Origin of the sequence: Actinoplanes siamensis (assembly GCF_016862395.1) — a bacterium.
Lineage (GTDB): Bacteria > Actinomycetota > Actinomycetes > Mycobacteriales > Micromonosporaceae > Actinoplanes > Actinoplanes siamensis.
Map to the genome: position 1 here is coordinate 1 of NZ_BOMW01000002.1, position 25321 is coordinate 25321.

Below are 25321 nucleotides of genomic sequence, written 5' to 3' on the forward strand. Positions count from 1 at the left end.
GGCCGCTTGAAATCCTTGACCGCGCTGCGCGGAAACGCGAACCGCGATAACATCCTGCGTGGTTTGGGTTTGAACGAAACGCCAGCGGATAAAGCCGCCGCCACGGGATCCGGTGACGCGGCCGCGAGTGGAGCGACGGGGAACGCCGGAGCCAGCTCCGGCAACATTGACGCTTTGGTGCCGGCGCTGGGTTTCAGCCCGGGCAATCCGAACGCGACGGCCGACCGCGTGGGCCCTACCGGGGTAAACGTTCCCGGTCGCTGCCCACCCACTCAGGCCCAAGTGAACGCGCAGGTAGCGCTCAAGAATGGGAACCTTCCGAGTGGAACGGACCTTGAAAGTCGCATCCAACGTTTTGAGAAAACCTTGTCGGCGATTCAAGACTTGAAATGCCCCGCAGCTTCCACGACTTTGCTGGGCCGCTTGAAATCCTTGACCGCGCTGCGCGGAAACGCGAACCGCGATAACATCCTGCGTGGTTTGGGTTTGAACGAAACGCCAGCGGATAAAGCCGCGGGAAATGCGGCGCCGCAAAACGCGCCAGCGAAATAAGCGGCTCGCAGAGCGGCGCCGCGGACAACCGCAACCTGATCCTTCGCGGATCCTGATCCACCGCACGGAACGGCCTCGCCGGAGGCCCTCGAACCACGGGAGTCTCCGGCGAGGCGGTGTGTGGGCCATGCGCGCGGTGATCCTCGGCTACTTCATACCGCATCATCGTGCTCCATTCCTTGATCAGGGCGCAGGGAGCCGCCGCGCCTGGCCTCAGGCGTGTCAGCGTGTGAAGTTGTCGGGGTTGGTGGGGTTACTCGACGGCGCGCAGCCGGCGGATCGGCGGCACCAGCAGTAGGGCGACGGCGCAGCCGAGGCTCATCACGGTCGCGAGCAGCAGCAGCTCACGGACGCCGAGCAGGTGGGTGGCCGGGCCGGAGACGGCCTGGCCGAGCGGTACGGCCAGGATCGAGCCGGCCACCTCGTAGGCCGACACGCGGTTGAGCCGGTCGGCCGGGATCTGGGTCTGGATGGTGGTGGCCCACTGCACGCCCCAGAACGCCCAGCCGATGCCGCTCACCGCGTATCCGAGCGTGAGCAGCGGGATCGACGGGGTGAGCGCGGCGGCCAGGGGCATCAGCGGGAAGAGCAGCATCGCCAGGCCGCCGGCCAGCAGCGGACGCTTCGCCCGGATCCGGATCGCGATCAGGGCGCCGAGCACCGATCCGGCGCCGAAGGCGCTCTCGGCGTACCCGAAAGCGGCCTTACCGTGGGCGCCGATGATCGACACCGCGCCGACCGGGGTGATCGGTCCCCAGACGAAGACGCCGAGCACCCACCAGATCAGGATCACCGCCCACAGCCAGGACCGGGAGCGGAAGTCGTTCCAGCCGAACCGCAGGTTCTGCAGCGTCGACCCGGACCTGTCGATCTCGAACGCCGGCAGCCGCAGCGCGGCCAGGCAGAGCCCGCTGACCGCGAAGGTGCCGGCGTCGACGGCGAACGCCAGGGCCGGCGACGTGGTGGCGACGAGCACGCCGCCGAGCGCCGGGCCGCCCATCGTGGCGAGGCCCTGACTGACCCGCAGCAGCCCGTTGGCCTTCTGCACGTCGGTCGCGACCTGCGGCACCAGGCTGGACAGTCCCGGCTGGAACATGGCGGTGGCGACACCGCTGATCGCCGAGCCGGCGATGACGAACCACAGCGGCGTGTGGCCGATCCAGATCCAGGCGGCCAGGCCCAGCTGGATCACCGCGCGCACCACGTCGGCGCCGATCATCTGCGGCCGCGGATGGAAACGGTCGGCGAACACCCCGCCGAAGACCACGAACAGCGCGAACGCGCCCATCCACGCGCCGAGCGCGTAACCGATGCCGCTCACGCCGTAGCCCAGGGCGAGCATCGTGACGGCCATCGCGACCGGAACCATCGTGTCGCCCAGCACCGACATGATGCGGGCGGTGAAATACAGGTTGAAGTTGCGGTTCCACAGGCGCGCCGGCGAGGCGACCGTCAAAGCCATCCGAGGTTCCTTTTACGAGGGACAGGTGGGGTGCCGCGGGGACGGTCGGGACGTCCCCGCGGCACGGTGGAGATCAGAGCGCGAGTTCGACACCATATCCTCGTCGTACGCCCGGTCCCGCAGGTTCGGGTAGGGCAGCTTGATCCGGTAGGCCGCCTTCTCCGGCAGCAGGTCCTTCATCGCCGCACGCAGCAGGCTCTTCTCCCGCCCGTCGAAGCTCTTCATCGACCAGGGGATGTTGAACGTGTAGTCGACCAGCCGCGGATCGGCGAAGGGGATGCGGACGTCGAGCCCGGACGCCATGCCGAGCTGGTCGTCTGCTCGAGCGAGTCGGTGTGCTCGCGCACCGCGAGCCGCCAGTAGGCCTGCCCGGTCAGCCCGGCGCGGGACACCCGCACCGTGTGCCCGGGCTTGACCTCCCGCATGCCGCGGAACATCGCGTGCCCGGGGATGTCGCGCAGCCCGTCGGCGTCCAGGACCGCCCGGAAGTCGGGGTGGGCCAGGATCGCCTTCGGCTCGGACCCGAAGATCACGCCGTCCTGGGTCGCCGCGAACCACCGCCTGAGCATCGACCGTCACCAAACGGGACGGGACGCTAGAGCATGATCAACCCTCAGTTTTTACCGTTGCTTTTGTCCTGGTCCGACGGCCAGGTGTGGCCGGTACACCTTCGCGGCCGGGTAGCGGAAGGTGTACCGGCCGTGCCTGCCCCGGGCGCCGGATGCGTCGACTCCCTCGACCCCGATCAGCGGTTCCGCCCCTACCGACGCCAGCCGGCGGCTTTCAGACGGCAGGGTTCGTCGCGGTCCGGTGGTCGGCCAGGATACGCAGGGTTTCGGCGGCGCCGGCGGTCAGGACGGTGAGGTCGTCCTCGGTGAAGGTGCGCGGGTTGGCGTCGAGGACGCAGTGGGCGCCCAGGACCTGGCCGCTGTCGTCGCGCAGGGGGACGCCGGCGTAGCTGCGGATCGGGGCGGTGGCGAACAGCGGGTTGCCGGCGTGCGCGGGGTCGGCGGTGCCGTCGGTGATGCAGTACGGCTCGCCTGCGAGCACGGTGTGGGTACACAGCGCCCATTCCGCCGGGGTGCCCTGGGCCTCGCCCATCCAGCCGGGTACGCCGTGCTGGCCGATGATGAACTGGGAGCTGTCGAGCACCACCGTCACCATCGACGCCGGGGTCTGCAACAGGCTTGCGGTGCGGGCGGCGACCGCGTCCAGCCGGGTCTGCAGGGCAGGGTCGAACAGGTCGTACCTGGCGATCTGCTGCATGCGGGCGGGCTTGCCGAGCAGGTCGAACAGTTCGGTGCGGGTCATGGTGTTCATGCGGTGCTCCCGGTGATGGTATGGGCGGCGGACAGGTGGGTGTGCGAGGACAGGCGGATGCGCAGGGCCTGGGCGCAGAGCTGGCTGACCGGGTCGAGGCCGGCCATCGCGGTGAGCAGCCGGTGCAGGGCGTCGTCGCCGGTTTCGGTGCCGGACATTCCAGCGCTCTGCAGCAGCCGTTCCCAGGCTGAGCGGCCGGTATGGCCGTGCACACGGTGCATCGCCTCGCGGGCGTCGGCCATGGTCGGCCGGTGCAGCCCGTATGGACCAGCGGCGGCCTCATCGGATGCGGTGGACAACAGGAGCCTCCTTGGCGCTGAGCGAGCCACCTGGCTCACTTCGGGATGGGTCAGTGGCGGAAGCTGCCGACCAGGTTCGTCAGGTCGCTGGCCAGGCGGGTCAGGTCACCCGCGGCCTGCTGGGTGGCCTTGGCGCCGTCGGCGGTGGCGCTGGCGACTTCGGCCACCCCCGCCACAGTGCGCGCCACGTCCGCGCTGCTGGACGCGGCCTCGGCCACCGACCGGCTCATCTCCCCGGTGGTCGCGGTCTGTTCCTCGACCGCGGAGGCGATGGTGGTGGTGTAGTCGCCGATCCGCCCGATCACGTCGGTGATCTCGCCGATCGCGGTGGCGGCGGTGCCGCTGGAGGCCTGGATGTTGCCGATCCGGGCGGTGATCTCCTCGGTCGCCTTCGCGGTCTGCTGCGCCAGCTCCTTGACCTCACCGGCGACCACCGCGAAACCCTTGCCCAGCTCGCCGGCGCGGGCGGCCTCGATGGTGGCGTTCAACGCCAGCAGGTTGGTCTGCTCGGCGATGCTGGTGATCAGCCGGACCACGTCGCCGATCTCCGCGCTGGCCGCGCCGAGGGCGGCGACCTGACTGGTGGTCCGTTCGGCGACGGCCATCCCGGTCTGCGACACCTCGGCCGCCTTGCCGGCGTTGTTCGCGATCTCGGTGATCGAGGCGCTCATCTGTTCCGCGCCGGCGGCGATCGACTGCACCCCGGCGTTGACCTCTTCGCTCGCCGAGGTCGCCGTGGTGGCCCGCTGCGCGGCGTCCGCGGCGCCGGCCTGCAGCTGGGTGCTGACCGCGGACAGTTCCTCCGATGCGCTGGCCAGCGTCACCGCCGACCCGCCGATGGTGGTCACCGCCTGGCGCAGTACGGCGACCGCGGTGTCCAGCGCGCGACCCATCTGCCCCGGCTCGTCGCGTGAGGTCAGCCCGGTGCTGCGGGTCAGATCGTTGGCGGCCAGCGCGTCGCACACCGTCTTGACCTTGTGCAGCGAGCGGACGATGGACCGGGCCACGAACACGCCCAGCCCCAGCGCCAGCAGCAGTCCCACCACGAGCAGCACGATCGACTGGATCCGGCTGGAGTCGTAGGTCGACTGCGCCGCCGCGGCGTTGCGGGCCGCGTCGGCGTCCTCGGTCGCGGTCAAGGTGACGAGATCCTTGTCGACCGCATCGATGAGCGGCTGCGTCTGAGTGTCGCGGATCTTGGCCCACGCGGTCAGGTCGTTGTTGTTGCCGGCCGGGATTTGCTTTTCTTCGACCAGGTCGGCGTAGGCCTGCCACTTCGTCGCCAAGTCGTCGATCACGGCGGGGTCACCCGCCGGATAACTCTGCCGGTAGGCGGTCAGGCCCGCCTGGACCTGCTGCAGGTCGGCGGTGACCGCTTCAGTGAAGCGGGCCGTGCTGGCGGCGTCCAGCGACAGAGCTTGATTCGCCGAGTCCGATTGCACCTGGGCCATCGCTTTGTCCACCGCCCCGATGGCCCTGATGCTGGCCACGTTGCTGCGGTAGATCAGCTGCGCGGACCGGCTGGCATCAGCCAACGCCGACAGTCCGAGCACGCCGACCAGCAACGCGACCAGCGCGGCCAGCCCCACCGCCGTCAAAATCTTGATGTTGACGCTCAGGTCGGCGAACGACCGCCGCCCCCGCGCCACAGGCGCCCCCGCGACAGCCCCGGCATAGGCATTCATATAGCTCTCCTCGACACATGACAGAAGCATCACCAGTCAGGTCCCGGCTGGCCGCTTCCTACGGTCAGCCCCCGCCAGCCGCACTAGTTCCATCGGCAACCATGGGCATGCGCTGAGCGCGACCCCTACGCGGAGCACCGCCACCGCGACGGTGCCGCCAACACGGCCCAGGAGTGAATCACTGCCACACCGTCACCGCGCTGGTCGATCAGTAAGGCTCCGGTCAACTGGCGGGCCAGGTGGAGGCCGCGGGCCGCCGGGCCGACCGTTCGGTGGTGGCCGTGGTCGCTGATCGAGCAGCTCGGGGCGGGCGCAGTTCGAGCCGGCCGTGGCCACCGCCGTGGCGTACCGCGTTGGTGATCAGTTCCGACCACGCCGGGCCGCGAGCTGATCGCTCGCGGCCCGGCAGGCACCCCTGGTCGCCGGCCGGCGGCCGCTGCTGGTCCGGACCGGCGCCACTCACACGTCCAGGGGCTCGATGATCGGTTTGCGGGAGTGTTCGTAGATCACCGAGCTGCGGAAACCGACGATCTCCCGCCGCCCGGAGAACTTGTCCATCACGAACGCGTGCAGGCTGCCCACGCTGGGCACCGCCACGTGCACCAGGAAGTCGTCGCCGCCGGTCAGGACGAACACCGACAGCACCTCCGGGAGGGCCATCGCGTACGCCTTGAAGCTCTGGATGACCGTGCGGCTCAGCGGCCGCACCTGCACGTGCAGCAGCGCCTGCACACCGCGGTTCAGCTCGCCCAGGTCGACCTCCGCGTGGAACCCGGTGACCACCCCACGCTCGCGCAGCGATCTGACCCGTTCCAGGCACGTCGACGGGGCGACGCCGACCGTGCGGGCCAGTTCCCGGTTGGTCTGCCGCGCGTCGGCCTGCAGGTGCGCCACGATCGCCGCATCAAGTTCGTCCACGGGCGGGATTATCACCCACCCGCCGAACGACGTTCGGATCCGGCAGTCGCGCGGTGTGTGGGTGGCTACTTTGCGGGCATGGAACACGAACTGGTCATCACACGGCGAGGACCCCGTTGCGGGCTGCCGGTCACCGTGGCGATCCACTCCACCGCCCGCGGGCGGGCCGCCGGCGGCTGCCGGCTCAAGCATTATCCGCACTGGCGGGACAGCGTCACCGACACGCTGCGCCTGTCCGAGGCGATGACCGCCAAGTGCGCGATCGCCGGGCTGCCGCTGGGCGGCGGCAAGACCGTGGTCGCGATGCCCGAGCAGGGGTACGCCGGGGACCGCCGCGACGTGCTGCTCGACGTCGGGGACACGATCGCGCTGCTGGACGGCCGGTACGCGACCGGCCCGGACGTGGGCACCGGCCCGGACGACATGGCCGTGATCGCCGAGCGTACGCCGTACGTCTTCTGCCGCCCGGAGTCGGCCGGCGGCAGCGGCGATTCCTCGCCGCACACCGCCACCGGCGTGTTGTCCGCGCTGCGCGCGGTCTGCGCGCACCGGTTCGGCTCGCCGGCTCTGGCCGGCCGCAGCTTCGCGATCCTGGGCCTGGGCCGGGTCGGCGCCCACGTGCTGCGGATGCTGGCCGGCGAAGGCGCCCGGCTGATCGCCGCCGACGTCGACGACAGCCGCCGGGAGGTCGCCGCCCGGCACGGCGCGGCCTGGACGACTCCGCAACAGTGCCTGAGCGCCGAGGTGGACGTGCTGGTGCCGGCCGCTCTCGGCGGGCTGCTCACCGCGCGGTCCGTGCCGGCGCTGCGCTGCGCGGCGGTCGCCGGGCCGGCCAACAACCAGCTCGACACCCCGGCCACCGCGCGGCTGCTGCACGAGCGCGGCATCCTGTGGGCGCCGGACATCGTGGTCGGCGCCGGCGGCCTGATCCACGCCACCGCCGTGGAGTTGCTGCACGAGTCGCCGGCGCAGGTCGCTGCCCGCCTCGACGGCATCGGCGACACGCTCACCCGCGAATTCCTCGCGCCGCGGCGCACGGGCGGGGATGCCGCGCACACGGGGTCGTAGCCGCGGGCGGATCCTCTCAGCCGCGCGGTGGCCACCGGCCGGGCCATAGCCCGGGACGGGTCTAATCGGGCTGGCGTTGCCGCAGGTAGGCCAGGACCGCCTCGCGGGTGGTGCGCACCCCGAACAGGGCGCGGGCCTCGGCGATGCGCCGGTTGGCGGTGCGCAGGGACAGGAATTCGGCGGCGGCCGCGGCCGCGATGGTGTCGCCGGCGGCCAACCGGTCGAGCAGGGCCCGCTGCTCCGGGATCAAGCTGGCGAGCGGGTCGGCGCCGTCGGTGCCGCGCTGCACCGGACCGATCCGGCCCAGGTCGTCGACCAGGGCCCGCCCGGCCGGGGACTCGGTGTCACAGACCGCTACCACGCCGGCGCCGCGGGCCGCGGCCAGCACGGCCAGGCGTGCGGTGTCGGCGTCCTCGTCGCCGATGCGCCCGTGCAGCACGATGCGCGCGGCGCCGACGTCCCACGCCTGGTCCGGCAGGGCGAATCCGGGCCGGGCCGTCCAGCCGTCGCGGGCCAGTCGGCGCAGGACGGTGTCGGCATCGGCGGCGGTGGCAACTACGTGGCGTGGTGCGTCGGACTGTGTGTTCACCGGCCATCCTCGCTGTTGTCACTGGTGGCGCCTCGGGTCGGGGAGGTGGTCGCGAAGGCCAGGGCGGCCGCTTCGGTGCGGGTGCGGGCGCCGAGTTTGCGCATGCTGGCCCGGATGTGGGTGTCCACGGTCTCGGAGGAGATGCCCAGTTGCCCGGCGATGCGGCGGGTCGGTTCGCCGGCCGCGACCAGCCGCAGCACGTCCTGCTCGCGCTGGGTGAGCCCGCCGTGGGAGCGGCGGCTGCGCACGTCGCGGTGCACCCGGTGCTGGCGCAGGCCGCGGCGGGCGCGGCCGGCCAGCACGGTGAGCCCGGCGGTGTCTGCCAGTTCCTCGGCGCGCAGCAGCGCCGCGACGGCGTGGTCGCGGTCGGGGTCGGTCAGGCCGGCGGCGATCAGGCAGCGGATCTGCTCGCGCAGGGCGATCGGCTGCCAGCTGTCGGCGGCTGCCGGGAAGCCGGATCCGACGGCCCAGGCGGTCAGGGTGCGCCGGGCCGGGCCGGGCAGCCCGGTGGGGATCGGGGAGATCTCCGGCACGCCGAGGTCGTGCGCCGCCCAGCGGGCGGTGATCGCGTGCAGCCCGGCCAGCAGCCCGTCGCCGGGGTCTGGGGGGCCGCCGCGTTCGGGTTGCCCGTCGAGCCAGGCGGCCTCGCGGGCCACCCACCCGGTGGCCGGGTGCCGTGGCGCGGCCTTGAGCCGGGCCCGGGCGGCGGCGAGCAGCCCGGTGTCGGCCTCGATCAGCGCGGTCGCCGCGGTCGCGTAGGCGCGGGCCTGCTCGGGCAGGGTCAGATCGGTCAGGTTGGCGGCCTGCCGGACCACGGTGTCGGGGTCGCCGGCCGGGCCGTGCAGGGCCAGCGCCCAGCCGGCGGCGGCCAGGAACCGGGTCTGCCAGCCGTAGGCCAGGGCCTGGCCGGCGGCGTCCGCGGCGCGCAGGGCGACCTGGGCGGACTCGGTGAGGCGCCCGTCGGCGGCGAGGTGCTCGACGAGCAGCCACGCGCTCCACCGGGTGATCAGCGGGTCGCCGGCCGGGTCGGCGGCCGCGGCCAGGTCGGTGTCCCAGCCGGGGACCCGGTGGGCGGCGCGGACCGCGGCGATGGCCGCGGCGACCCCGGGCAGCGGCTCCGGGTGCCGGGCGGCGACCTTGTCGGCCAGGTCGAGCGCGGACATCGGCGTGGTGGCCAGGGCGGCCAGCAGCAGCACCCGGTCGCGGGCGGCGACCACGGCGGCCGCGGCGGTGTCCGGCACGCCGTGCACGGCGTCGTGGGCCGCGTGCGGGTCGCCGGCCTGCAGCAGCGCTTCGCCGTGCAGCACGGCGACCTCCAGGGCCAGTGGCGGCGCCGCGCCGGTCGGCCGGGCGCCGGCGGCGGCCAGCACGGTGGCGGCCTCGCCGGGGCGGCCGGCGACCAGCAGAGCGTCGGCTGCCGCCAGGCGTACCCGCAGGTCGACCGGGGTGTCCAGGGTGCAGGCGAACAGCAGCAGCGACGCGCGTTCGCCGGCGGCGCTCTGGTCGGCGGCGGCCAGGGCCTGCCGGTACGCGCCGGCGGCGTCCCCGGCGGCGGCCAGGTGCCGGGCGGCTTCGGCCGGCGCGGTGAGCTGGGCGAGCCGCTGGTGCATCTCGGCGCGGGCGGCCGGGTCGAGCAGGCCGGCAGCGGTCTCGGCGACGTACGCCGACACCGGGTACAGCGCGCCGCCGGGTTCGGCCTCGATCAGGCCGGCGGCGCGCAGGTCGGCGGCGCCGGGCCCGAGCAGCCCGGCCGGGGCGGGCCGGCCGAGCAGGCCGAGCGCGGCCAGCGCGGTGCGGGCGGTGCGGGGCAGGTCGGCCAGGGCGGTGGCGATCGCGTACGCAATCTGGTCGATGTCCTGCCCGGCCGGGGCCTTGCCGGCGGCCGCCTGCCGGGCCAGCGCGATGATCGCGAGGGGGTTGCCGCCGGCGCGGGCCGCGACCGCGGCCAGGGTGGCCTCGTCGAGGCGGGCGGCGGTGCGCCGGGCCAGCGCCAGCGACTCGGCGGCCGGCAGCGGCGGCACCGGCAGCCACGCGGTGGCGGCCTGGCGCAGCGCGTCGTGCAGGCCGGCGGGCAGCCGGTGCGGGGTGCGCAGGGCGACCACGACGCGGCACACCGTGGCCAGGTGCGGCAGGGCGGCGACGGTGGCCGGGTCGCAGTGCTGCACGTCGTCGAGCACGAGCAGCCCGCCGCGCACCCGGGACCGGACCGCTTCGGCCACCAGGTGCACGTCGTCGCCGGGCAGCCGGGCTCGCACCGCCCGGGACAGGGCGAGGGCGGGCACGGTGGCGAGCATGGCCAGGCCGCCACCGGCGTGCACGGGGCCGGGGACCGCCGCGGCGATGCGCTGCAGCAGCGTGCTGCGGCCGCATCCGGGCGGGCCGGTGAGCACGACGAGGGCCGGCCCGTGACGCAGAGTGGAGGATGCGGCCAGGTAAGGCTCGTCCGCCACTAGTGGTTCTCCTTCCCTGGCACGAACACGGGATCCCCGAGGCGGCGCCGGCCTCCGTAGGCTGTGCTGCGAGCAGGTGATCCCACCCGCGTGCCCCAGCGAGAAAGGCCCCGTTTCGTGACGTCGACTGCCGCCTTCCGCACATTGTCGCTGACGGTGTGCTCGGCTGACGAGTCGTGGTGACCGGCCCGCTCAGCGACCGACTGGCGACGTTGTGTCACGAGATCGTCACGGAATTCGGTTCCGGTGCTGGTGGCCAGCTACGACAGATCGGCAACCGTCTACACGAGCCCTTACGCGTCGCCATCGCCGGCCGCCTGAAAGCCGGAAAGTCGACACTCGTGAACGCCCTCATCGGCAGGCGCGTCGCGCCCACCGCGGCCGGCGAGTGCACCAGGGTCGTCACCCGCTTCCGGTACGGCCCGGCCGACCGGGTCGACATCGTCACCCGCGACGGCGACCGCCGCAGCCTGCCCCTCGACGACGACGGCATGGTCCCGGCCCGCCTCGGCGTGCCCGCCTCCCGCATCGCATACCTCGACGTGACCCTCACCAATGACCGGCTGCGCACCCTGACCGTCGTCGACACCCCTGGATTGTCGTCCACCGACACCGCGTCCAGCGAACGGGCCGAGCACGTCGTCGGCGACGCCCCGTTCGACGCCGACATCGACGCCGACTCGGCCCGCGAGGTCGCCACCGCCGAGGCCGTCGTCTACGTGTTCACCCAGGCCGTACGCGCCGACGACCTGCGCGCCCTGGACGCCTTCCACGACGCGTCCGCCCGCCTGGCCGCCAGCCCGATCAACGCCCTCGGCGTGCTCGCCAAGGCCGACACCCTGGCCGGCGGCGCCGCCGACCCGTGGCCGGTCGCCGGCCCGCTGGCCCGGCAGCAGGCCGCGCTGCTGGCCCGCACCGTCGGCGACGTCGTCCCGGTCTCGGCCCTGCTCGCCGAGACCGCCGGCGCCGGCCGCCTCACCGACGCCGACCGCGACGCCCTCGCCCAGCTCGCCACCCTCGCACCCGCCGACCGGGAACTGCTGCTCACCTCGGTCGACCTGTTCCGCACCCTGCCCGCCCCGCTCGGCCCCGACCACCGCGAACGGCTGCTGCACCGCCTCGACCTGTACGGCATCGGCTTCGCCTGCGCGCAACTGGCCGCCGAACCACGCCTGGGCACCGGCGAACTGGCCCGCCGCGTCCTGGCCGCGTCCGGCTTCCCCCGGCTGCGCCAGACCCTGCAACAGTCGTTCGGCTGGCGCTCCGACGCGATCAAAGCCGGCTGGGCCCTGACCCGGCTGGAACGCATCGCCGGGCACACCGGCGACGTGCGCCTGCGCGCCGCCGTCCGCGACGCCCTCGAAGACGTGCTGCGCGACCCCGCCTACCACCGGCTGCGCCTGCTCGACGCCGCGCAGCGCGCCGCCACCGGCGCCGTGCGCCTGCCCGCCGACCGCGAAACCGAACTGATCCGCCTGGCCACCTCCGACGACCCCCGCTGGATCCTGAACCTGCCCGACGCCACCGCCGCCGAACTGAGCAGCGCGGCGATCGCCGCCGCCGGCCGCTGGCGCGCCTACGCCGTCGACGGCGCCGGCCCCGCACAGGCCCGCGTCGCCCACATCGCCCACCGCGGCTTCCAGATCCTCGCCCAGGAGGTACGTGCCCGATGCGCGACCTGACCCCCCTGCTGGACGCCGCGATCCGCGACGCCCTGGCCTACCTGCGCACCACCGACATGGACGCCGCCGCCGACCTGGCCGAGCTGCGCCGCATCCGGCTCACCCGCCCCGGCGTGGTCGTCGTCGGCGAAACCAAACGCGGCAAGAGCTCCCTGGTCAACGCCCTGCTCGGCGTGCCTGGCCTGTCCCCCGTGGACGCCGCCGTCACCACCGCCGCCTACCTCGGCTTCGTCCCCGGCGACCAGCTGACGGCCCAAGCCTGGCTGCCCGAGGGCGGCGACCCCGTCGCCGTCGACGACCTCACCGCCTGGGCCACCGGCCGGCACCGTGCCCGCCGCATCGAGATCACCCACCCCGCGCCGCTGCTGCGCCACCTGAGCCTGCTCGACACCCCCGGCGCCGGCGGCCTCGACCCGGCACACGCCACCGTCGCGCTCGACGCGGTGCGCCGCGGCACCGCGCTGCTGTTCGCCGCCGACGCCTCCGCCCCCCTGTCCCAGCCCGAACTGGACTTCCTGGCCCAGGCCGCCGAACGTGTCGACGCCGTCGTCTTCGCCCTCACCAAAATCGACGCCTACCCGCAGTGGCGGCGCATCGCCGACGACAACCGCGCCCTGCTGCAGGCCCACGCCCCCCGCTTCGCGGCCGCCCCCTGGTACCCGGTCTCCGCCCGCCTCGCCGAACTGGCCCTGGCCGCCGACGGCGCCCGCCGTAGCGCCCTCACCGACGCCTCCAAGATCCCCAGCCTGCAGCACGCCCTGATCGAACTCGCCGGACGCGGCCACCAACTGCAACTGGCCAACGTGCTGCGCGCCGCCCGCGGCGAACTCGGCCGCCTGGACACCCTCGCCGAAGCGAAACTGCAGGCCGCCACCGGCGACCCGGCCCGCCAGGCGCAGCTGCGCGCCGAACGCGCCGCCCTGGCCGCCCGCCGGCGCACCGAGTCACGCCAATGGACGCTGCTGCTCAACGCCGAAGTGCAACGCGCCCGCGTGGAAACCGTCGGCGCGCTGCGCAGCCGCACCGCCGAGATCCAGCACGAACTGTCCACCCGCATCGAGAAACTTCGCGGCGAACAACTGGCCAGGCTCCCCGACGAGCTCGACACCGAGCTGCAGGCCGTCGCCGCCGACCTGTCGCAACGCCTCGAACACACATTCGGCCAGGTCGCCGAAACCGTCCTGACCAGCGCTTTCGACGACGCCGAACGCGACGCCGTGCTCGGCCGGGTCAACGCGACCCTGCGACACGAGCTGGCTGCCACCCCACCACGCGACGGATCCGGCGACAACCTGCTGATCGCCCTGTCCGCCGGCGGCATCGCGTTCATGGCCGGCCGCGGCGCCGCACTGGGCATGTCCGCGCTCGGCGCCGCCGGCGGCCTGCTGATCCCGGTCGCCGGCATCGGCCTCGGCCTGGCCGCCGGCGGCTACGTGCTGTACCGGCGGCGGGTGCACACCGACCGCCAGCACGCCCGGCTCTGGCTGCGCGACGTCCTCGCCGAGGCCCGCGCCGCCCTCGCCGACGAGGTCACCGTCCGCTTCACCGACCTGCAGTACGCCCTGTCGGTGGCGCTCGACGACGCCGCCGAACGGCGACTGCGCGACCTGGACGCCCAGATCGCCGAGATCGACGCGGCCGCCGCCGAGGACGCCGCCGGCCGCGCCAAACGCCGCGCCGCGGCACAGCAGGAGCTTGACGCAGTACGAGTACGGGTACGGCAGGCCGACGAGGCGCTGCTGCGCGCGCGTGCCCTGACCCCCGCGCCGATCGACGACGAGAGGTAGAGATGAGCGACCACTGGGGCGGATTCGACCACCACGACGACGACGGGCTCCCCGACTTCCCGGACCTGCACGATCTGAGCGACACCCACGACCTGCCGGACCTGGGCGACCACCACGAACCCGGCGACCCGCACACCGGCCCGGCCGACCCGCACCACGAAGAAGCCGAGCTCCCGGACCCGCCCGAGCCCCGGGAGACGATCGCCGCCGACGACTTCCCACCCGCGCTGCACGTCGGCGACCTGCCCGAACCCTTCGACGGTTTCCCCTGGGTCGACGCCACCACCCTCGGCGGCGCCGACACCTACCACCCACCCACCCAGCCGGTCGACCCGCACGAGCTGGCCGCCTACGCCGGCGTCGACATCCCCGACGGCGCGGACCCGTGGACCGCCCTGGCCACCTCCGACGACCCGGCCGTCGCCGCCCTGGCCCGCTGGTGGACACCGGATGAACAGTGACCTGCGTCTCGCCTGAACGCACCGCGGATGGCATCATGTGCGCGCACCGACCCACATCCTGGAGCGCACACGATGGCCGTCACCGGCACACCGATCCCCGTCCCCGCCGGTAGACGGGAACGCCGCGGCTGGTACTTCTACGACTGGGCGAACTCGGCGTTCCAGACCACCGTCATCACCGTGTTCCTCGGCCCGTTCCTGACCACCGTCACCGAACAGGCCGCCGGCTGCGCCCCGGGCGCCGACGACTGCGACGGCGTCGTGCACCCGCTCGGCATCACCGTGGCCGCCGGCAGCTACTACCCGTACCTGGTATCGCTGTCGGTCTTGCTCACCGTCTTCGTCCTGCCCGTGATGGGCGCCATCACCGACCGCGCGCCCCGCAAGAAACCCCTGCTCGCCGGCGCCGCGTTCGTCGGCGCCGCAGCCACCGCCGGGATGGGCTTCGTCACCGGTGACCGCTACCTGCTCGGCGGCGTCCTCTTCGTGATCGCCAACATCGCGTTCGGCGCCGCCATCGTCGTCTACAACTCGTTCCTGCCCCAGCTCGCCGAGCCGGACCAGCGCGACCGCGTCTCCAGCCGCGGCTGGGCCATCGGCTACCTCGGCGGCGGCCTGCTGCTGGCCCTCAACCTGATCGCCGTCAGACTCCTGAGCCAGGACGGCAACCCGCAACGCACCCTCGACATCGCCCGCTGGTCGATCGTCTCGGCCGGTCTCTGGTGGGCCGCGTTCACCCTGATCCCGCTGCTCTGGCTCCGCGACCGCCCCGGCGCCGAGAGCACCACCGAGCGCGGCAACGTGCTCACCGACGGCTTCACGCAGCTGCGCCGCACCATCGCGCACCTGCGCGCCTACCCGCTCACCCTGGCCTTCCTCGGCGCCTACCTGATCTACAACGACGGCATCCAGACCGTCATCAACCTGGCCAGCCAGTTCGGCACCGAAGAACTCAAGCTGTCGCAGGACACCCTGATCATCACCGTCCTGATCGTGCAGTTCCTCGCCTTCGGCGGCGCCCTGCTGCTCGGCGCGCTGGCCACCCGCATCGGCGCCCGCAACACCATCCTGATCAGCCTGGCCCTGTGGCTGCTGGTCGTCGTCGCCGCGTTCTGGCTACCCGCCGGCCGGCCCGGCTACTTCATGGTCCTCGGCGCCGGCATCGGCCTGGTCCTGGGCGGCAGCCAAGCCCTCAGCCGCAGCCTGTTCTCCCAGCTCATCCCGGACGGCCGGGAAGGCGAGTACTACGGCTTCTACGAGATCAGCGACAAAGGCACCAGCTGGCTCGGCCCCCTGCTGTTCGGCCTGATCTACCAGCTGACCGCCAGCTACCGCCTCGGCATCGTCTCGCTCGTCGTCTTCTTCGTCGCCGGCGGCATCCTGCTGGCCCTCGTCCCCATCCGGCGGGCCGTCACCGCCGCCGGCAACACACCCCCGAAAATCATCTGATGGACATCAGCATCGACCCGGACTCCCCGGTCCCGCCCTACGAACAGGTCCGCCTGCGGATAGCCGCCCTGGCCGCCGACGGCACCCTGGCCGCCGGCACCAAACTGCCACCGGTGCGCCACCTCGCCACCGACCTCGGCCTGGCCACCAACACCGTCGCCCGCGCCTACAAGGAACTCGAACAGGCAGGCCTCGTCGAAACCCGCGGCCGCGCCGGCACCGTCGTCACCGCCCGCGCCACCGGCACCTCCCTACGAGCCCAGATCGCCGCGAACACCTACGTGGAAACCACCCGCGCGCTCGGCATCCCCCCGCAGACCGCCCTGGCCCTGGTCGAGGCCGCCCTGCAAGCCTGACTTCGACGACCGATTCCGGGTACGCGGCGGGCCGGCCGACAGCAGCGCCGTCCGTTCCCGCCGATCAGGTCCGCGACGCCAGCGTGCCCAGCACGGCCGCGGTCTGCTCGCTCCAGGCGACCAGCGACGTGGCATCGCAGCGCTGCGGATCGTGCCACCACTCGACGACGAACGCGCCGTCCGCGGTGTGCCAGCGCACCTCCACGGGATGCCGGCCGATCGGCGCGGCGGGCACGTCCACCCGCGACAGCGGCTGCCTCGACGCGCGGCCCGCGGCACCGCCCGGCCCCGGCCCGGCGAGCAGGACAGCGGGCTCGGGCAGCTCACGGAAACGCTCGGCGGCCGGGCCGTACAGGTAGCGCAGCACCCCGTACCCCAGGCCGCGGCGGGGAACGTCGCGGCAGGACCGTCCGGCAGCGCCGACCGCGTCCGGGGCCGGGTGGACGGTGACCGGGTAGATCGCCGAGTACGGTCCCACCGACCGGCCGAGCTCCATCGCCGGGTTAGCGGTCCGCACGTCGCCGAGCACGTCCACCGTCATCGTGGCCCGGCCGGTGAGCCGCTGCCAGGCCGAGCCCATCGCGGCCAGCAGGATCTGCGCCCCGCTGGCCTGCGCGCGCCGCCGCACGGCCCACAGCCCGTCGGCGGCGGTGACCTGCCGCAGCACCCGCCACGGGCCGGGACGCCCCGGCACGGACAGACCGTCGGGCGCGACGTCGAGGACCGCCGTCCAGTGGTCCAGTTCGGCCAGCAGGCTCCGGTCGTTCGTCAGCGTCTGCGTGTAACGGGCCCAACGCGCCCACGGCGTGCTGGCCGGCAACGTCACCGCGTGGCCGGTGACCAGGTGACGGTACGCCGTGGTCAGCTCCTCGGTGAGGATCCGCACGGATGCCTGATCCACCCGGTTCGTGACCATGACCAGGAACGTGTCGCTGCCGGTCTCGACGAACGACGTCGCGCCGACCAGGTCCAGCAGGGTGTCGGCGGCGGCCAGGCTGTCCCGGCCGGCGGTGACCGTCGGCAGGTCGCGCGCCGGTTCGGTCCGCTCCTGCCGCCACACGCCGTGCGCCCTGACCGGGACCAGGCTCAGCAGGTCGTGCCGGGCCACGACAGCGGCGACGGCCTGCCGCACGAGCGCCCGGTCCGCCCGCGGCCCCAGCCGGAACATCACGGGCATGCCCCGATGCCCGGGAGCGCGCAGATACAGCAGCTGCGTCGGCGTCAACGGCACGTCCTCCTCGTCCACCTCGTCCACCGGTGGCGGCGCCGGCGGCGCCTTGTGCCGCACCTGCGCGATCAGCGAGGTCAGCGTCGGGTTGTCGAACAGGTCGCGCGGGCGCACGTCGATGCCCCGCGCCCGGGCCCGGGACGCGAACCTGGTGGCCATCACCGAGTCGCCGCCGCGCTGGAAGAAGTCGTCGCCGGGCTCGGCGTCGTGCACACCGAGCGTCTCGCGCCACAGCCGGGTGAGCACCTCGGCGGTCTGTCCCGAGGCGGCCGGTTCGACCCGGGCCCGGTCGCCGGCGGCCGGCGCGGCAGCCGGTTCGAGCCAGTGGCGGGTACGCCGCAACGGATATCCGGGCAGGGCGACGCGCATCGCCTCCGGATCCGGCGCCGCCGCTGCCAGCTCCGGCTGGGTGTGCCCCGACTCCAGCAGGTCGCAGGCCTGCGAGAGGGTCGATGCCGACACCACGAAGCGATGGTCGAACTGCTGCCTGCCGACAGCCAGGGTGTGCGCCACGTCCGCCAGCGGGATCTGCGGCCGGCTGCGCAGGTGCGCGGCCAGGGCCGTGCGCATGCCGGCCAGGGCGTCGCGGTCGCGGGCGCTGAGCACCAGCACCCGGGGACGCTCGTCCGCCGGCCGCTGCCGCCGCTGGGGGCCTTCGGCGACGACCACGTGCGCGTTGGTGCCGCCCACCCCCAGCGACGTCACCCCGGCGACCCGGGGCCGACGCGCCCAGCCCGTCCCGTCCGCCAGGATGCGAAACGGCGAGTCGTCGACCCGCAGTTCCGGATGCGGTGCGGTGAACTGCGCGGTGCCGGGGATCCAGCCGTTCTCCAGCGCCAGCACGGTCTTGATGAGCCCGGCGATGCCGGAGGCCGCCTCCAAGTGGCCGATGTTGCCCTTGACCGATCCGACCACGCAGGTCCCGGCCGCCGGCAGCGCGTCGCGCAGCGCGGCCATCTCCACCGGGTCGCCCAGCGCGGTGCCGGTACCGTGCGCCTCCACGTATCCGAGGTCGCCCGGCTCGACCCCGGCCACGGCGAGGGCCTCGGCGACGACCGCCGACTGCATCCGCATGCTCGGCGCCGAGAATCCCATCTTCAGCGAGCCGTCGTTGTTCACCGCGCTGCCCCGGATGACGGCACGCACGTTGTCGCGGTCCGCCACCGCGTCCGGCAGCCGCTTGAGCACGACGGCGCCACCGCCGCTGCCGAAGACCGTGCCGTTGGCGGCCACGTCGAAGGGCCGGCAGTGCCCGTCCGGCGACATCACCGCGTTGACGTCGTAGAGGTAGCCGACCCGGTGCGGCACCTTCACCGCCATCCCACCGGCCAGCGCCACGTCGCACTCGCCGCACAGCAGGCTCTGACACGCCAAATGCACCGCGACCAGCGAACTCGAACAGGCGGTCTGCACGGTCAGCACAGGACCGTGCAGGTCGAGGGCGTGGGCCACCCGGGCGGCCAGGAAGTTGTTGTCCGCCAGCGACAGCGCCTCCATGACGGCCAGCGACGTACCGCCACCGAACAACTGCGCGGCATCGTGCCGGGCCAGCACGTGCTGATGCAGGTAGCCGGTGAACGACCCGGCGCCGAACACCGCGATCGCGCCGCCGGACCGGCTCGGCACGCACGCCGCGTCCTCCAGCGCCTGCCAGCAGCTCTCCAGGAACAGCCGCTGCTGCGGGTCGAGCGCCGCGGCCGTGGCCGGCGCCAGGCCGAAGAACTCGGCGTCGAAGTCGGCGAACCCGGCCAGCGTGGCCGCCCGGCGCACATAGCCGGGGTGGCGCAGCAACTGCTCGGGCACCCCGTTGGCCCGCAGCTCCCGTTCGTCGAGATCCTCCAGGCAGTCGCGGCCGGCCACCAGGTTCGCCCAGTACTCGCCGACGTCACCGGCCTGCGGGAACCGGCCCGCCATGCCGATGACGGCGATCGGCTGCGCGGCGCCGGCGCTCATGACCGGCTCCGCGTACCGCGCTGGGCCAGCGCCGCCGCCCGCAGGCGGGCCCGACCGGCCGCTGCCGCGCCCACCTCGGTGGCCGGGCTGGGCGCCGCCGCGCCCAGCCCGGCCATCACGTCGTCCGCGACCTCGCCGGCGCTGTGGCCGCCGAGCAGCCGGGCGACCGGCACATCCACCCCGAAGTCCTCCCGGACCGCGTTCTTGATCTGCACCGCGGCCAGCGAGTCCAGTCCGGCCTGCACCAGTGGCCGGTCCTCGGGCAGCTCACCGGCCGCGAATCCGAGCACCGCCGCGGCCCGGGCGAGCACCTGCTCGCCGACCAGCCGCCGGCGCTCCGGCCCCGACCGGCCGGCCAGCGAGTCGGCGCAGAACCGGGCAGCGGTGTGAAAGTGGCCGAAGAAGTCCGACCTGACGATGTGCGGGTACGCGGCGGCCAGCGCCGCCTGGTCGAAACGGGCCACGCTGACCTGGACCACGTCGCCGGCCAGCAGCTGCGCGAGCACGGCCAGGGCGGTGCGCGCCGGGATCGGGGCCACGCCCGCCAGCTGCCTGCCCGCCGCCGCGCCGGTTCCGGCCCAGCGGCCCCAGTTGACGGTGACCGCCCGGATCCCCTCCCCGCGTAGCCGGGCTCCGAACGCGTCGAGCCAGCCGTTGGCCGCGGCGTGCGCGCCCTGCCCGGGCGCACCGGCCACCGACGCCAGCGACGAATAGCTCACCCACCAGTCGAGCTGCCGGTCGCCCAGGGCGGCACGCAGCCGCTGAGCGCCGCGCACCTTCGGATGCCACACCCGCTCGACGCGGTCGGCGTCGAGATCCTCCAGCAGGCTGTCGTCGAGCACACCGGCGGCGTGCACGACCCCGCGCAGCCGGTGTCCGCGGCTCTCGGCCAGCACGACAGCCCGCTCGGCGGTCTCGGTGATGTCGCCGGTGACCACCAGAACGTCCGCGGCGGCCGCCCGCGGACCCGACCGGCCGCACACCACCACCGTGCCCGCCCCCTGCCGCGCCAGCCATCGCGCGGTCCGCAGCCCGATGCCCCGGGTTCCGCCGGTGACCAGGTAGGCGCCGTCGGGCCGGACCGGCGCGGGCCCGGTGCGCGCCGGCGGCCCGACCGGCACGAACCGGGCGCAGCGCCGCCCGCCGTGCCGGTAGGTGACCTCGTCCTCCGTGGTGCGGGCGACCTCCGCGGCGCCGCCCGGGTCGTCCACCACCGACAGCGGCAGCTCCGGGTGCTCGTGCCGCAGCGCGCGCACCAGGCCGGCCACGGCGGCGTGGTCCGGGTCGGCCGCGTCCAGCACCACGACGACCCGATCGTAGGGTGGCCCGGCCGCCAGGATCTCCCGCACGGTCGTCGCCACGGCCAGCACCAGCTGCGGGCCGCGCACCCCGTCCGGCATCCGCACCACCCGCCCGGCCGGCCCGGACGGGCGCGGCGCGGGCACCCACTCGATGCCGTACACCAGGTCCTGCCACGGGTCGACGTTGTCCAGCGAGGTCAGCCGGACGCCGTCGAGAGCCGCGACCCACCGCCCCGACCTGTCGTACACCGCGACGCTCGCCAGCCGGTCGCCGTTGTCCGCGGGCTCCACGTCGGCCCGGCAGATCAGGTCACCACCCAGTGCCCGCCGGGCCCGCACACCGCCGATCCCGGCCGGCACGACAGTCGCCGGCGTCTGCCCGTGCGCCACCGACGCGATCCCGTGCAGGCACGCGTCCAGCATCGCCGGGTGCAGAACGAACCGGTCGTCCGGCGGCAACGATACCGGCCAGGACACCAGGGACCACTCGCCACGCACTCCGGTCGTCGCGGCGAACGCCGGCCCGTGTTCCAGCCCGGCCGAGCGCAGCCGCTGATACACCGCACCGGCGCCGTCCCACCGGGTCACCGGCGCGATGTCGTCACCGGCCCGGCCGTCCGCGCGCCGCACGGTGGCCACGGCGGCGGGCCCGGCCCCGCCCGCGGTGACCTCCACCGTCGCGGCGCCGCCCGCGCCGGTCATGGTGGTCGTCAGGGTCACCGGCTGCGACAGCGGCACCAGACACCGCAGCCGCAGTCCGGACACCTCGATCGCGGACACCGGCGCGTCCCAGGCCGCACACGCGGCGGCCACGACGATCTCGGCCAGCGCCGAACCCGGCAGCACCACCCGCCCGTTCACCCGGTGCTCGGCCAGCCACGGCAGCCGGTCGAGATCGACAGTCGCCTGCCACAGGTGCCGGTCAGCGAGCTCGACGTGATCGCCGAGCAGCGGATGCCGATCGTCGCGACGCCGCGTGAGCGCCCGGTACGGTTTGCGGTCCCAGGCCATCGTCGGCAGCTCGGCCAGCCGGCCCGCGGGGTGCACGTTCTCCCACGCGACCGGCACCCCGTGGCAGTGCAGCCGGCCCAGCCCGGCCAGCAGAGCCGGCCGGGCCGGCTGGTCACGCCGGACCGATCCGGCCACCACGGGGTCCACGATCCCGCAGTCGGCAAGCGTGTCCGACACCGCGCCCGTCACCACCGGATGCGCTGAGATCTCCAGGAAACACCGGTGCCCGTCCCCGGCCGCGGCCTGCACCGCCTGCGCGAACCGGACAGGATTGCGCAGGTTGTCCGCCCAGTAGCCGGCGTCGAACGACGGCGCGACCCCCGGTGACACCGTGCCGTAACACATCGTCGTCACGTCCCGGACCTCGATGTCGCCGAGGCTCGCGGTCAGCTCACCGACGATGGCCTCGACCTGCCGGCTGTGCGCGGCGAAACGAACCCCCGGCACCCGGTACGCGGCGATGCCATCGGCCTCGCAGCCGCCGATGAACCGCTCGACGTCCCCGGGCCGGCCGGACACCACACACGCCCGCGTCGAGCTGTGCACCGCCAGGTCCAGCACGCCGTCACCGCCGATCCTGCGCAGCACCGCCGCGGCGGGCGACTCCACCAGCGCGACCGCCCCACCGCCACCCAACCGGCGTTCGGCCAGCGCCGACCGGCGGCAACTGACCCGCGCCCCGTCGGCGGCCGACAGCGCGCCGGCCACCACCGCCGCGGCGACCTCACCCATCGAGTGCCCGATCACCGCGACCGGCTCGACCCCGTAGTGCCGCCACGTCGCCGCCAGCCCCACCTGCACGGCGAACAGCGCCGGCTGCGCCAGCGCCATCCCGGCGTCCTCCAGATCCGTACCGGTCAGCAACGCGGACGCGGCCCGGCCGCACTCACGCACGAAGACGTCGTCGAGCCCGGCGACCACCGCCGCGAACGCCGGCTCACCCGCCATCAGCTCCCGGCCCATGCCGGTCCACTGCGAACCGTGCCCGGAGAACACGAACACCGCGCCGCGCTGCTGCGCGGCCACCGTGCCCCGCTCCCAGCCACCGCCGCGCAGCCGCTCGATCAGCTCCTCCCGGTCACCGGCCACCACGGTCAGCCGCTCCCGCAGGTGCGCACGCCGCCGGGCCAGGGTGTACCCGACGTCGGCCAGCGCGACAGCGGCGCCCTCGTTCTCCAGCCAGTGCGCCAGGCGCGCCGCGTTGGCCTGCAACGACCACACCGACCGCGCCGACACCGGGAACAGACCGGTCATCGCAGCTCCTCGACCACTTCCGCATACCACTGCAGGATCGGCAACAGGTCCTCGGCCGAGGCCGGCGGCAGCGGGAGCACGCACCGGGAGACCCCCGCCTCGCGGTAGCCGGTGATGACGTCCTCGTCAGCCGGCACGCCGAACACCGTGACCGGCACCGACATCCGCCCCGCCGCCGAGGCCCGGTCGCGCAGCTCGGCGACGTCGTCGGCGAACCCGTCCCCGAGCAGGGCGTGCCGGGGCATCCACTCGGCGTCCAGCTGCAGCACCCGGTCGATCGCACCTGGCCCGTTGCCGCCGTACAGGATCGGCGGGTGTGGCCGCTGCACCGGCTTGGGCACCGACCACAGCGCATCGAAGGCGACGAACCGCCCGGCGAACGACGCCTCGTACTCGGTCCAGATCCGTTTCATCGCCGCCACGTGCTCCACCAGCCGGGCGGTCCGGGTCCGCGGGTCAGCGCCCTGGTTGAGCATCTCCGCACGGTTCCAGCCGGCGCCGACCCCGAACAGGAACCGGCCGCCGGACACCACATCGATGCTGGCCACCTGCTTCGCCAACGGGATCGGATGGCGGATCGGCACCTGGCAGACACCGGTGCCCAGCCGCAACCGGCTGGTGGCCGTGGCCGCCACGGCCAGCGCGACGAACGGGTCGATGCCCTGCATCGCCTCCGGCGCGATGTGCTCCCCGCCGGGATGCACATCGGATGCCCGCACCGGCACATGGGTGTGCTCGGGCACGAACAACGACTCGAAACCGTGCTCCTCGGCCGCCCCGGCCACCGCCGCCGCATCCAGGGAGAAGTCGGTGACCAGCATCATCACACCGAAATCCATGAACAGACCTCACGTTCCCGGGCGGCGCAGCACAGCATGCGCGTTCACACCACCGAAACCGAACGAACTCACCCCGATCAGCGCATCACCGGCCGGCAGCGGCGTGGGCTCGGCCACCACGGCAAGCCCCAGCCGACCGAAGTCGATGCGCGGATTCGGGCTGCGGAAATGCGCCGTCGGCGGAATCACCCCGTGCTCCAGCGACAACACCGCCTTCACCAGACCCGCGACCCCCGCGGCCGCCTCCAGATGCCCCAGGTTCGACTTCACCGACCCGATCAGCAACGGACACCGCCGGCCACCACCCAGCACCGCCCCCAACGCCGCCGCCTCGATCGGATCACCCAGCGGCGTCCCGGTGCCATGCGCCTCGACATAGCACACCTCCTCGGGCGCGACCGCGCCGTAAACCTCACCCAGCAGCGCCCGCTGCGCCCCCGGACTCGGCGCCATCAGGCCGTTCGACCGTCCGTCCTGATTGACCGCACTGGCCAGCACCCGCACATGCCCGCCACCCGCGTCACCGGGCCGTTGCAGCACCACCGCCACACAACCCTCGCTGCGCACATACCCGTCCGCCGCCGCGTCGAACGGCCGGCACCGGCCACCGGGCGCCATCGCGCCCGCACGATCGAAATTCACGGTGACCGCCGGCCCGAGGATCACATTCACCCCCGCGACCACCGCCAGGTCGCTCTCCCCGCTCTCCAGGCTGCGCCTGGCCAGATGCAGCGCCACCAGAGACGACGAACAGGCCGTGTCCACCGTCAGGCTCGGACCACGCAGATCCAGCACGTAGGACACCCGGTTGGCCAGCACAGCGGCCGCCACACCGGTCCCCGTCCACCCGCTGATCCCCGCCGGATCGGCCAGCCGCTCCCGGCCGTAGTCGTTGGTGCACGCCCCGACGAACACCCCGGTCCGGCTGCCCGCCAGCCGATCCGGCGGAATGCCCGCATGCTCCAGCGCCTCCCACACCACCTCGAGCACGATCCGCTGCTGCGGATCCATCTCGACAGCCTCCCGCGGCGCGATCCCGAAGAACGCCGCATCGAAGTCGTACACCGCGTCGAGAAAACCACCAGCCCTGGTCGTCCCCTCCGGCACGCGACAACCGTCCCACCGGCCCGCCGGCACCTCGGTCACCACATCACCACCGGCCAGCAACAGCCGCCACAACGCCGCCGGCGAATCGACACCACCGGGCAACCGGCAGCCGACACCCACCACCGCGACCTGCGACCCCGTACCCACCGCCCGCACCACCGGTGCCGGCTCCTCCCCGGACAGGAACCCGGCGAGCCGGCGCAGTGTCGGCTGCTGCCACAGAACGACCGGCTCCACCGGCCGCCCCAGCACATCCTCCAACTCACCGGCGATCCCCACCGCGTCGCGAGAACCGACGCCGTAGTCGGCGAACGGCCGATCGGGATCGATCTGCGCGGCCGGCACCCCGGCATACGCCGCGAGCCGCTCCGTCAGCCACCGCCGCACATCAACCACCGCCGAACTCCCCACGCTCGAACCGGATCCGGCACTCCCGCCGGCGCGGCTTGCCGCTCGACGTGACCGGCAGCCCGCCGGCCCGCAGCAGAACCAACGCATGGACACCCACGTCATGATGTCGCGACACCTGGGCCCGCACCCGCGCACGGAT

18 protein-coding genes and 2 pseudogenes are annotated in these 25321 nt (G+C 73.7%); 7 read left to right on the top strand and 13 right to left on the bottom strand.

Annotation, left to right across the window (positions count from 1 at the left end; genetic code table 11):
- A pseudogene (locus tag Asi03nite_RS00225) lies at positions 1 to 552 on the top strand (hypothetical protein); the annotation flags it as partial.
- A 253-nt stretch (positions 553 to 805) separates the two neighbouring features.
- Here Asi03nite_RS00225 and Asi03nite_RS00230 read toward each other — a convergent pair.
- From Asi03nite_RS00230 to Asi03nite_RS00255, 7 genes and pseudogenes are all read right to left on the bottom strand, one after another.
- Positions 806 to 2014 carry an MFS transporter gene (locus Asi03nite_RS00230; protein WP_203675995.1) on the bottom strand — a complete coding sequence of 403 codons (1209 nt, stop codon included), beginning with the start codon at positions 2012 to 2014 and terminating at the stop codon, positions 806 to 808.
- Between the two features lie 12 nt (positions 2015 to 2026).
- On the bottom strand, positions 2027 to 2374 hold the full coding sequence (locus Asi03nite_RS39130; protein WP_507762555.1) for an asparagine synthase-related protein: 348 nt from the start codon (positions 2372 to 2374) through the stop codon (positions 2027 to 2029).
- An 8-nt stretch (positions 2375 to 2382) separates the two neighbouring features.
- A pseudogene (locus Asi03nite_RS39135) lies at positions 2383 to 2583 on the bottom strand (asparagine synthase (glutamine-hydrolyzing)); the annotation flags it as partial.
- Between the two features lie 214 nt (positions 2584 to 2797).
- Positions 2798 to 3334: a GAF domain-containing protein gene (locus Asi03nite_RS00240; RefSeq protein ID WP_203675999.1), complete on the bottom strand. Its 537-nt coding sequence runs from the start codon at positions 3332 to 3334 to the stop codon at positions 2798 to 2800.
- On the bottom strand, positions 3331 to 3633 hold the full coding sequence (locus Asi03nite_RS00245; RefSeq protein ID WP_203676001.1) for a hypothetical protein: 303 nt from the start codon (positions 3631 to 3633) through the stop codon (positions 3331 to 3333). Before Asi03nite_RS00245 ends, Asi03nite_RS00240 begins: the two co-directional genes overlap by 4 nt.
- 50 nt (positions 3634 to 3683) lie before the next feature.
- Positions 3684 to 5318 (bottom strand): methyl-accepting chemotaxis protein, encoded by a 1635-nt coding sequence (locus tag Asi03nite_RS00250; protein ID WP_203676003.1) that lies wholly within the window; start codon positions 5316 to 5318, stop codon positions 3684 to 3686.
- A 459-nt stretch (positions 5319 to 5777) separates the two neighbouring features.
- Complete coding sequence (locus Asi03nite_RS00255) at positions 5778 to 6236, bottom strand: Lrp/AsnC family transcriptional regulator (protein WP_203676005.1); 459 nt, start codon at positions 6234 to 6236, stop codon at positions 5778 to 5780.
- A 78-nt stretch (positions 6237 to 6314) separates the two neighbouring features.
- On the opposite strand from Asi03nite_RS00255, the gene Asi03nite_RS00260 reads away from it, so the two are divergent.
- Complete coding sequence (locus tag Asi03nite_RS00260; RefSeq protein ID WP_203676007.1) at positions 6315 to 7304, top strand: Glu/Leu/Phe/Val dehydrogenase dimerization domain-containing protein; 990 nt, start codon at positions 6315 to 6317, stop codon at positions 7302 to 7304.
- Positions 7305 to 7365: 61 nt separating this feature from the next.
- Here Asi03nite_RS00260 and Asi03nite_RS00265 read toward each other — a convergent pair whose 3' ends face one another.
- Both Asi03nite_RS00265 and Asi03nite_RS00270 read right to left on the bottom strand, forming a co-directional pair.
- Complete coding sequence (locus tag Asi03nite_RS00265; protein ID WP_203676009.1) at positions 7366 to 7893, bottom strand: LuxR family transcriptional regulator; 528 nt, start codon at positions 7891 to 7893, stop codon at positions 7366 to 7368.
- Positions 7890 to 10343, bottom strand: a complete 2454-nt coding sequence (locus Asi03nite_RS00270; RefSeq protein ID WP_203676011.1) for a LuxR C-terminal-related transcriptional regulator — start codon at positions 10341 to 10343, stop codon at positions 7890 to 7892. The genes Asi03nite_RS00265 and Asi03nite_RS00270 overlap by 4 nt, the downstream gene beginning before the upstream one ends.
- 179 nt (positions 10344 to 10522) lie before the next feature.
- Between Asi03nite_RS00270 and Asi03nite_RS00275 the strand changes: the two genes are divergently transcribed.
- The 5 genes from Asi03nite_RS00275 (at position 10523) to Asi03nite_RS00295 (ending at position 16078) form a co-directional block, all read left to right on the top strand.
- Positions 10523 to 12025, top strand: a complete 1503-nt coding sequence (locus Asi03nite_RS00275; protein WP_203676013.1) for a dynamin family protein — start codon at positions 10523 to 10525, stop codon at positions 12023 to 12025.
- Positions 12013 to 13812: a dynamin family protein gene (locus tag Asi03nite_RS00280; protein ID WP_203676015.1), complete on the top strand. Its 1800-nt coding sequence runs from the start codon at positions 12013 to 12015 to the stop codon at positions 13810 to 13812. The genes Asi03nite_RS00275 and Asi03nite_RS00280 overlap by 13 nt, the downstream gene beginning before the upstream one ends.
- A 2-nt stretch (positions 13813 to 13814) precedes the next feature.
- On the top strand, positions 13815 to 14273 hold the full coding sequence (locus Asi03nite_RS00285; RefSeq protein ID WP_203676017.1) for a hypothetical protein: 459 nt from the start codon (positions 13815 to 13817) through the stop codon (positions 14271 to 14273).
- Positions 14274 to 14345: 72 nt separating this feature from the next.
- Entirely contained in the window at positions 14346 to 15722 is a 1377-nt protein-coding gene (locus Asi03nite_RS00290; protein ID WP_203676019.1) for an MFS transporter, read from the top strand.
- Positions 15722 to 16078 carry a GntR family transcriptional regulator gene (locus Asi03nite_RS00295; protein WP_203676021.1) on the top strand — a complete coding sequence of 119 codons (357 nt, stop codon included), beginning with the start codon at positions 15722 to 15724 and terminating at the stop codon, positions 16076 to 16078. The genes Asi03nite_RS00290 and Asi03nite_RS00295 overlap by 1 nt, the downstream gene beginning before the upstream one ends.
- Before the next feature lie 64 nt (positions 16079 to 16142).
- Here the strand turns inward: Asi03nite_RS00295 and Asi03nite_RS00300 are convergent, their stop codons facing one another.
- The 4 genes from Asi03nite_RS00300 to Asi03nite_RS00315 are packed head-to-tail and all read right to left on the bottom strand — an operon-like array spanning position 16143 to position 25317.
- Complete coding sequence (locus Asi03nite_RS00300; protein WP_203676023.1) at positions 16143 to 19259, bottom strand: beta-ketoacyl synthase N-terminal-like domain-containing protein; 3117 nt, start codon at positions 19257 to 19259, stop codon at positions 16143 to 16145.
- Positions 19256 to 22825, bottom strand: coding sequence for an SDR family NAD(P)-dependent oxidoreductase (locus Asi03nite_RS00305; RefSeq protein WP_203676031.1), 3570 nt, complete (start codon positions 22823 to 22825; stop codon positions 19256 to 19258). Before Asi03nite_RS00305 ends, Asi03nite_RS00300 begins: the two co-directional genes overlap by 4 nt.
- A complete protein-coding gene (locus tag Asi03nite_RS00310) occupies positions 22822 to 23664 on the bottom strand; it encodes an LLM class F420-dependent oxidoreductase (protein WP_203676033.1) in 843 nt (280 codons plus the stop codon). Before Asi03nite_RS00310 ends, Asi03nite_RS00305 begins: the two co-directional genes overlap by 4 nt.
- Before the next feature lie 9 nt (positions 23665 to 23673).
- Positions 23674 to 25317, bottom strand: a complete 1644-nt coding sequence (locus tag Asi03nite_RS00315; RefSeq protein WP_203676035.1) for a type I polyketide synthase — start codon at positions 25315 to 25317, stop codon at positions 23674 to 23676.
- Positions 25318 to 25321: the final 4 nt, after the last annotated feature.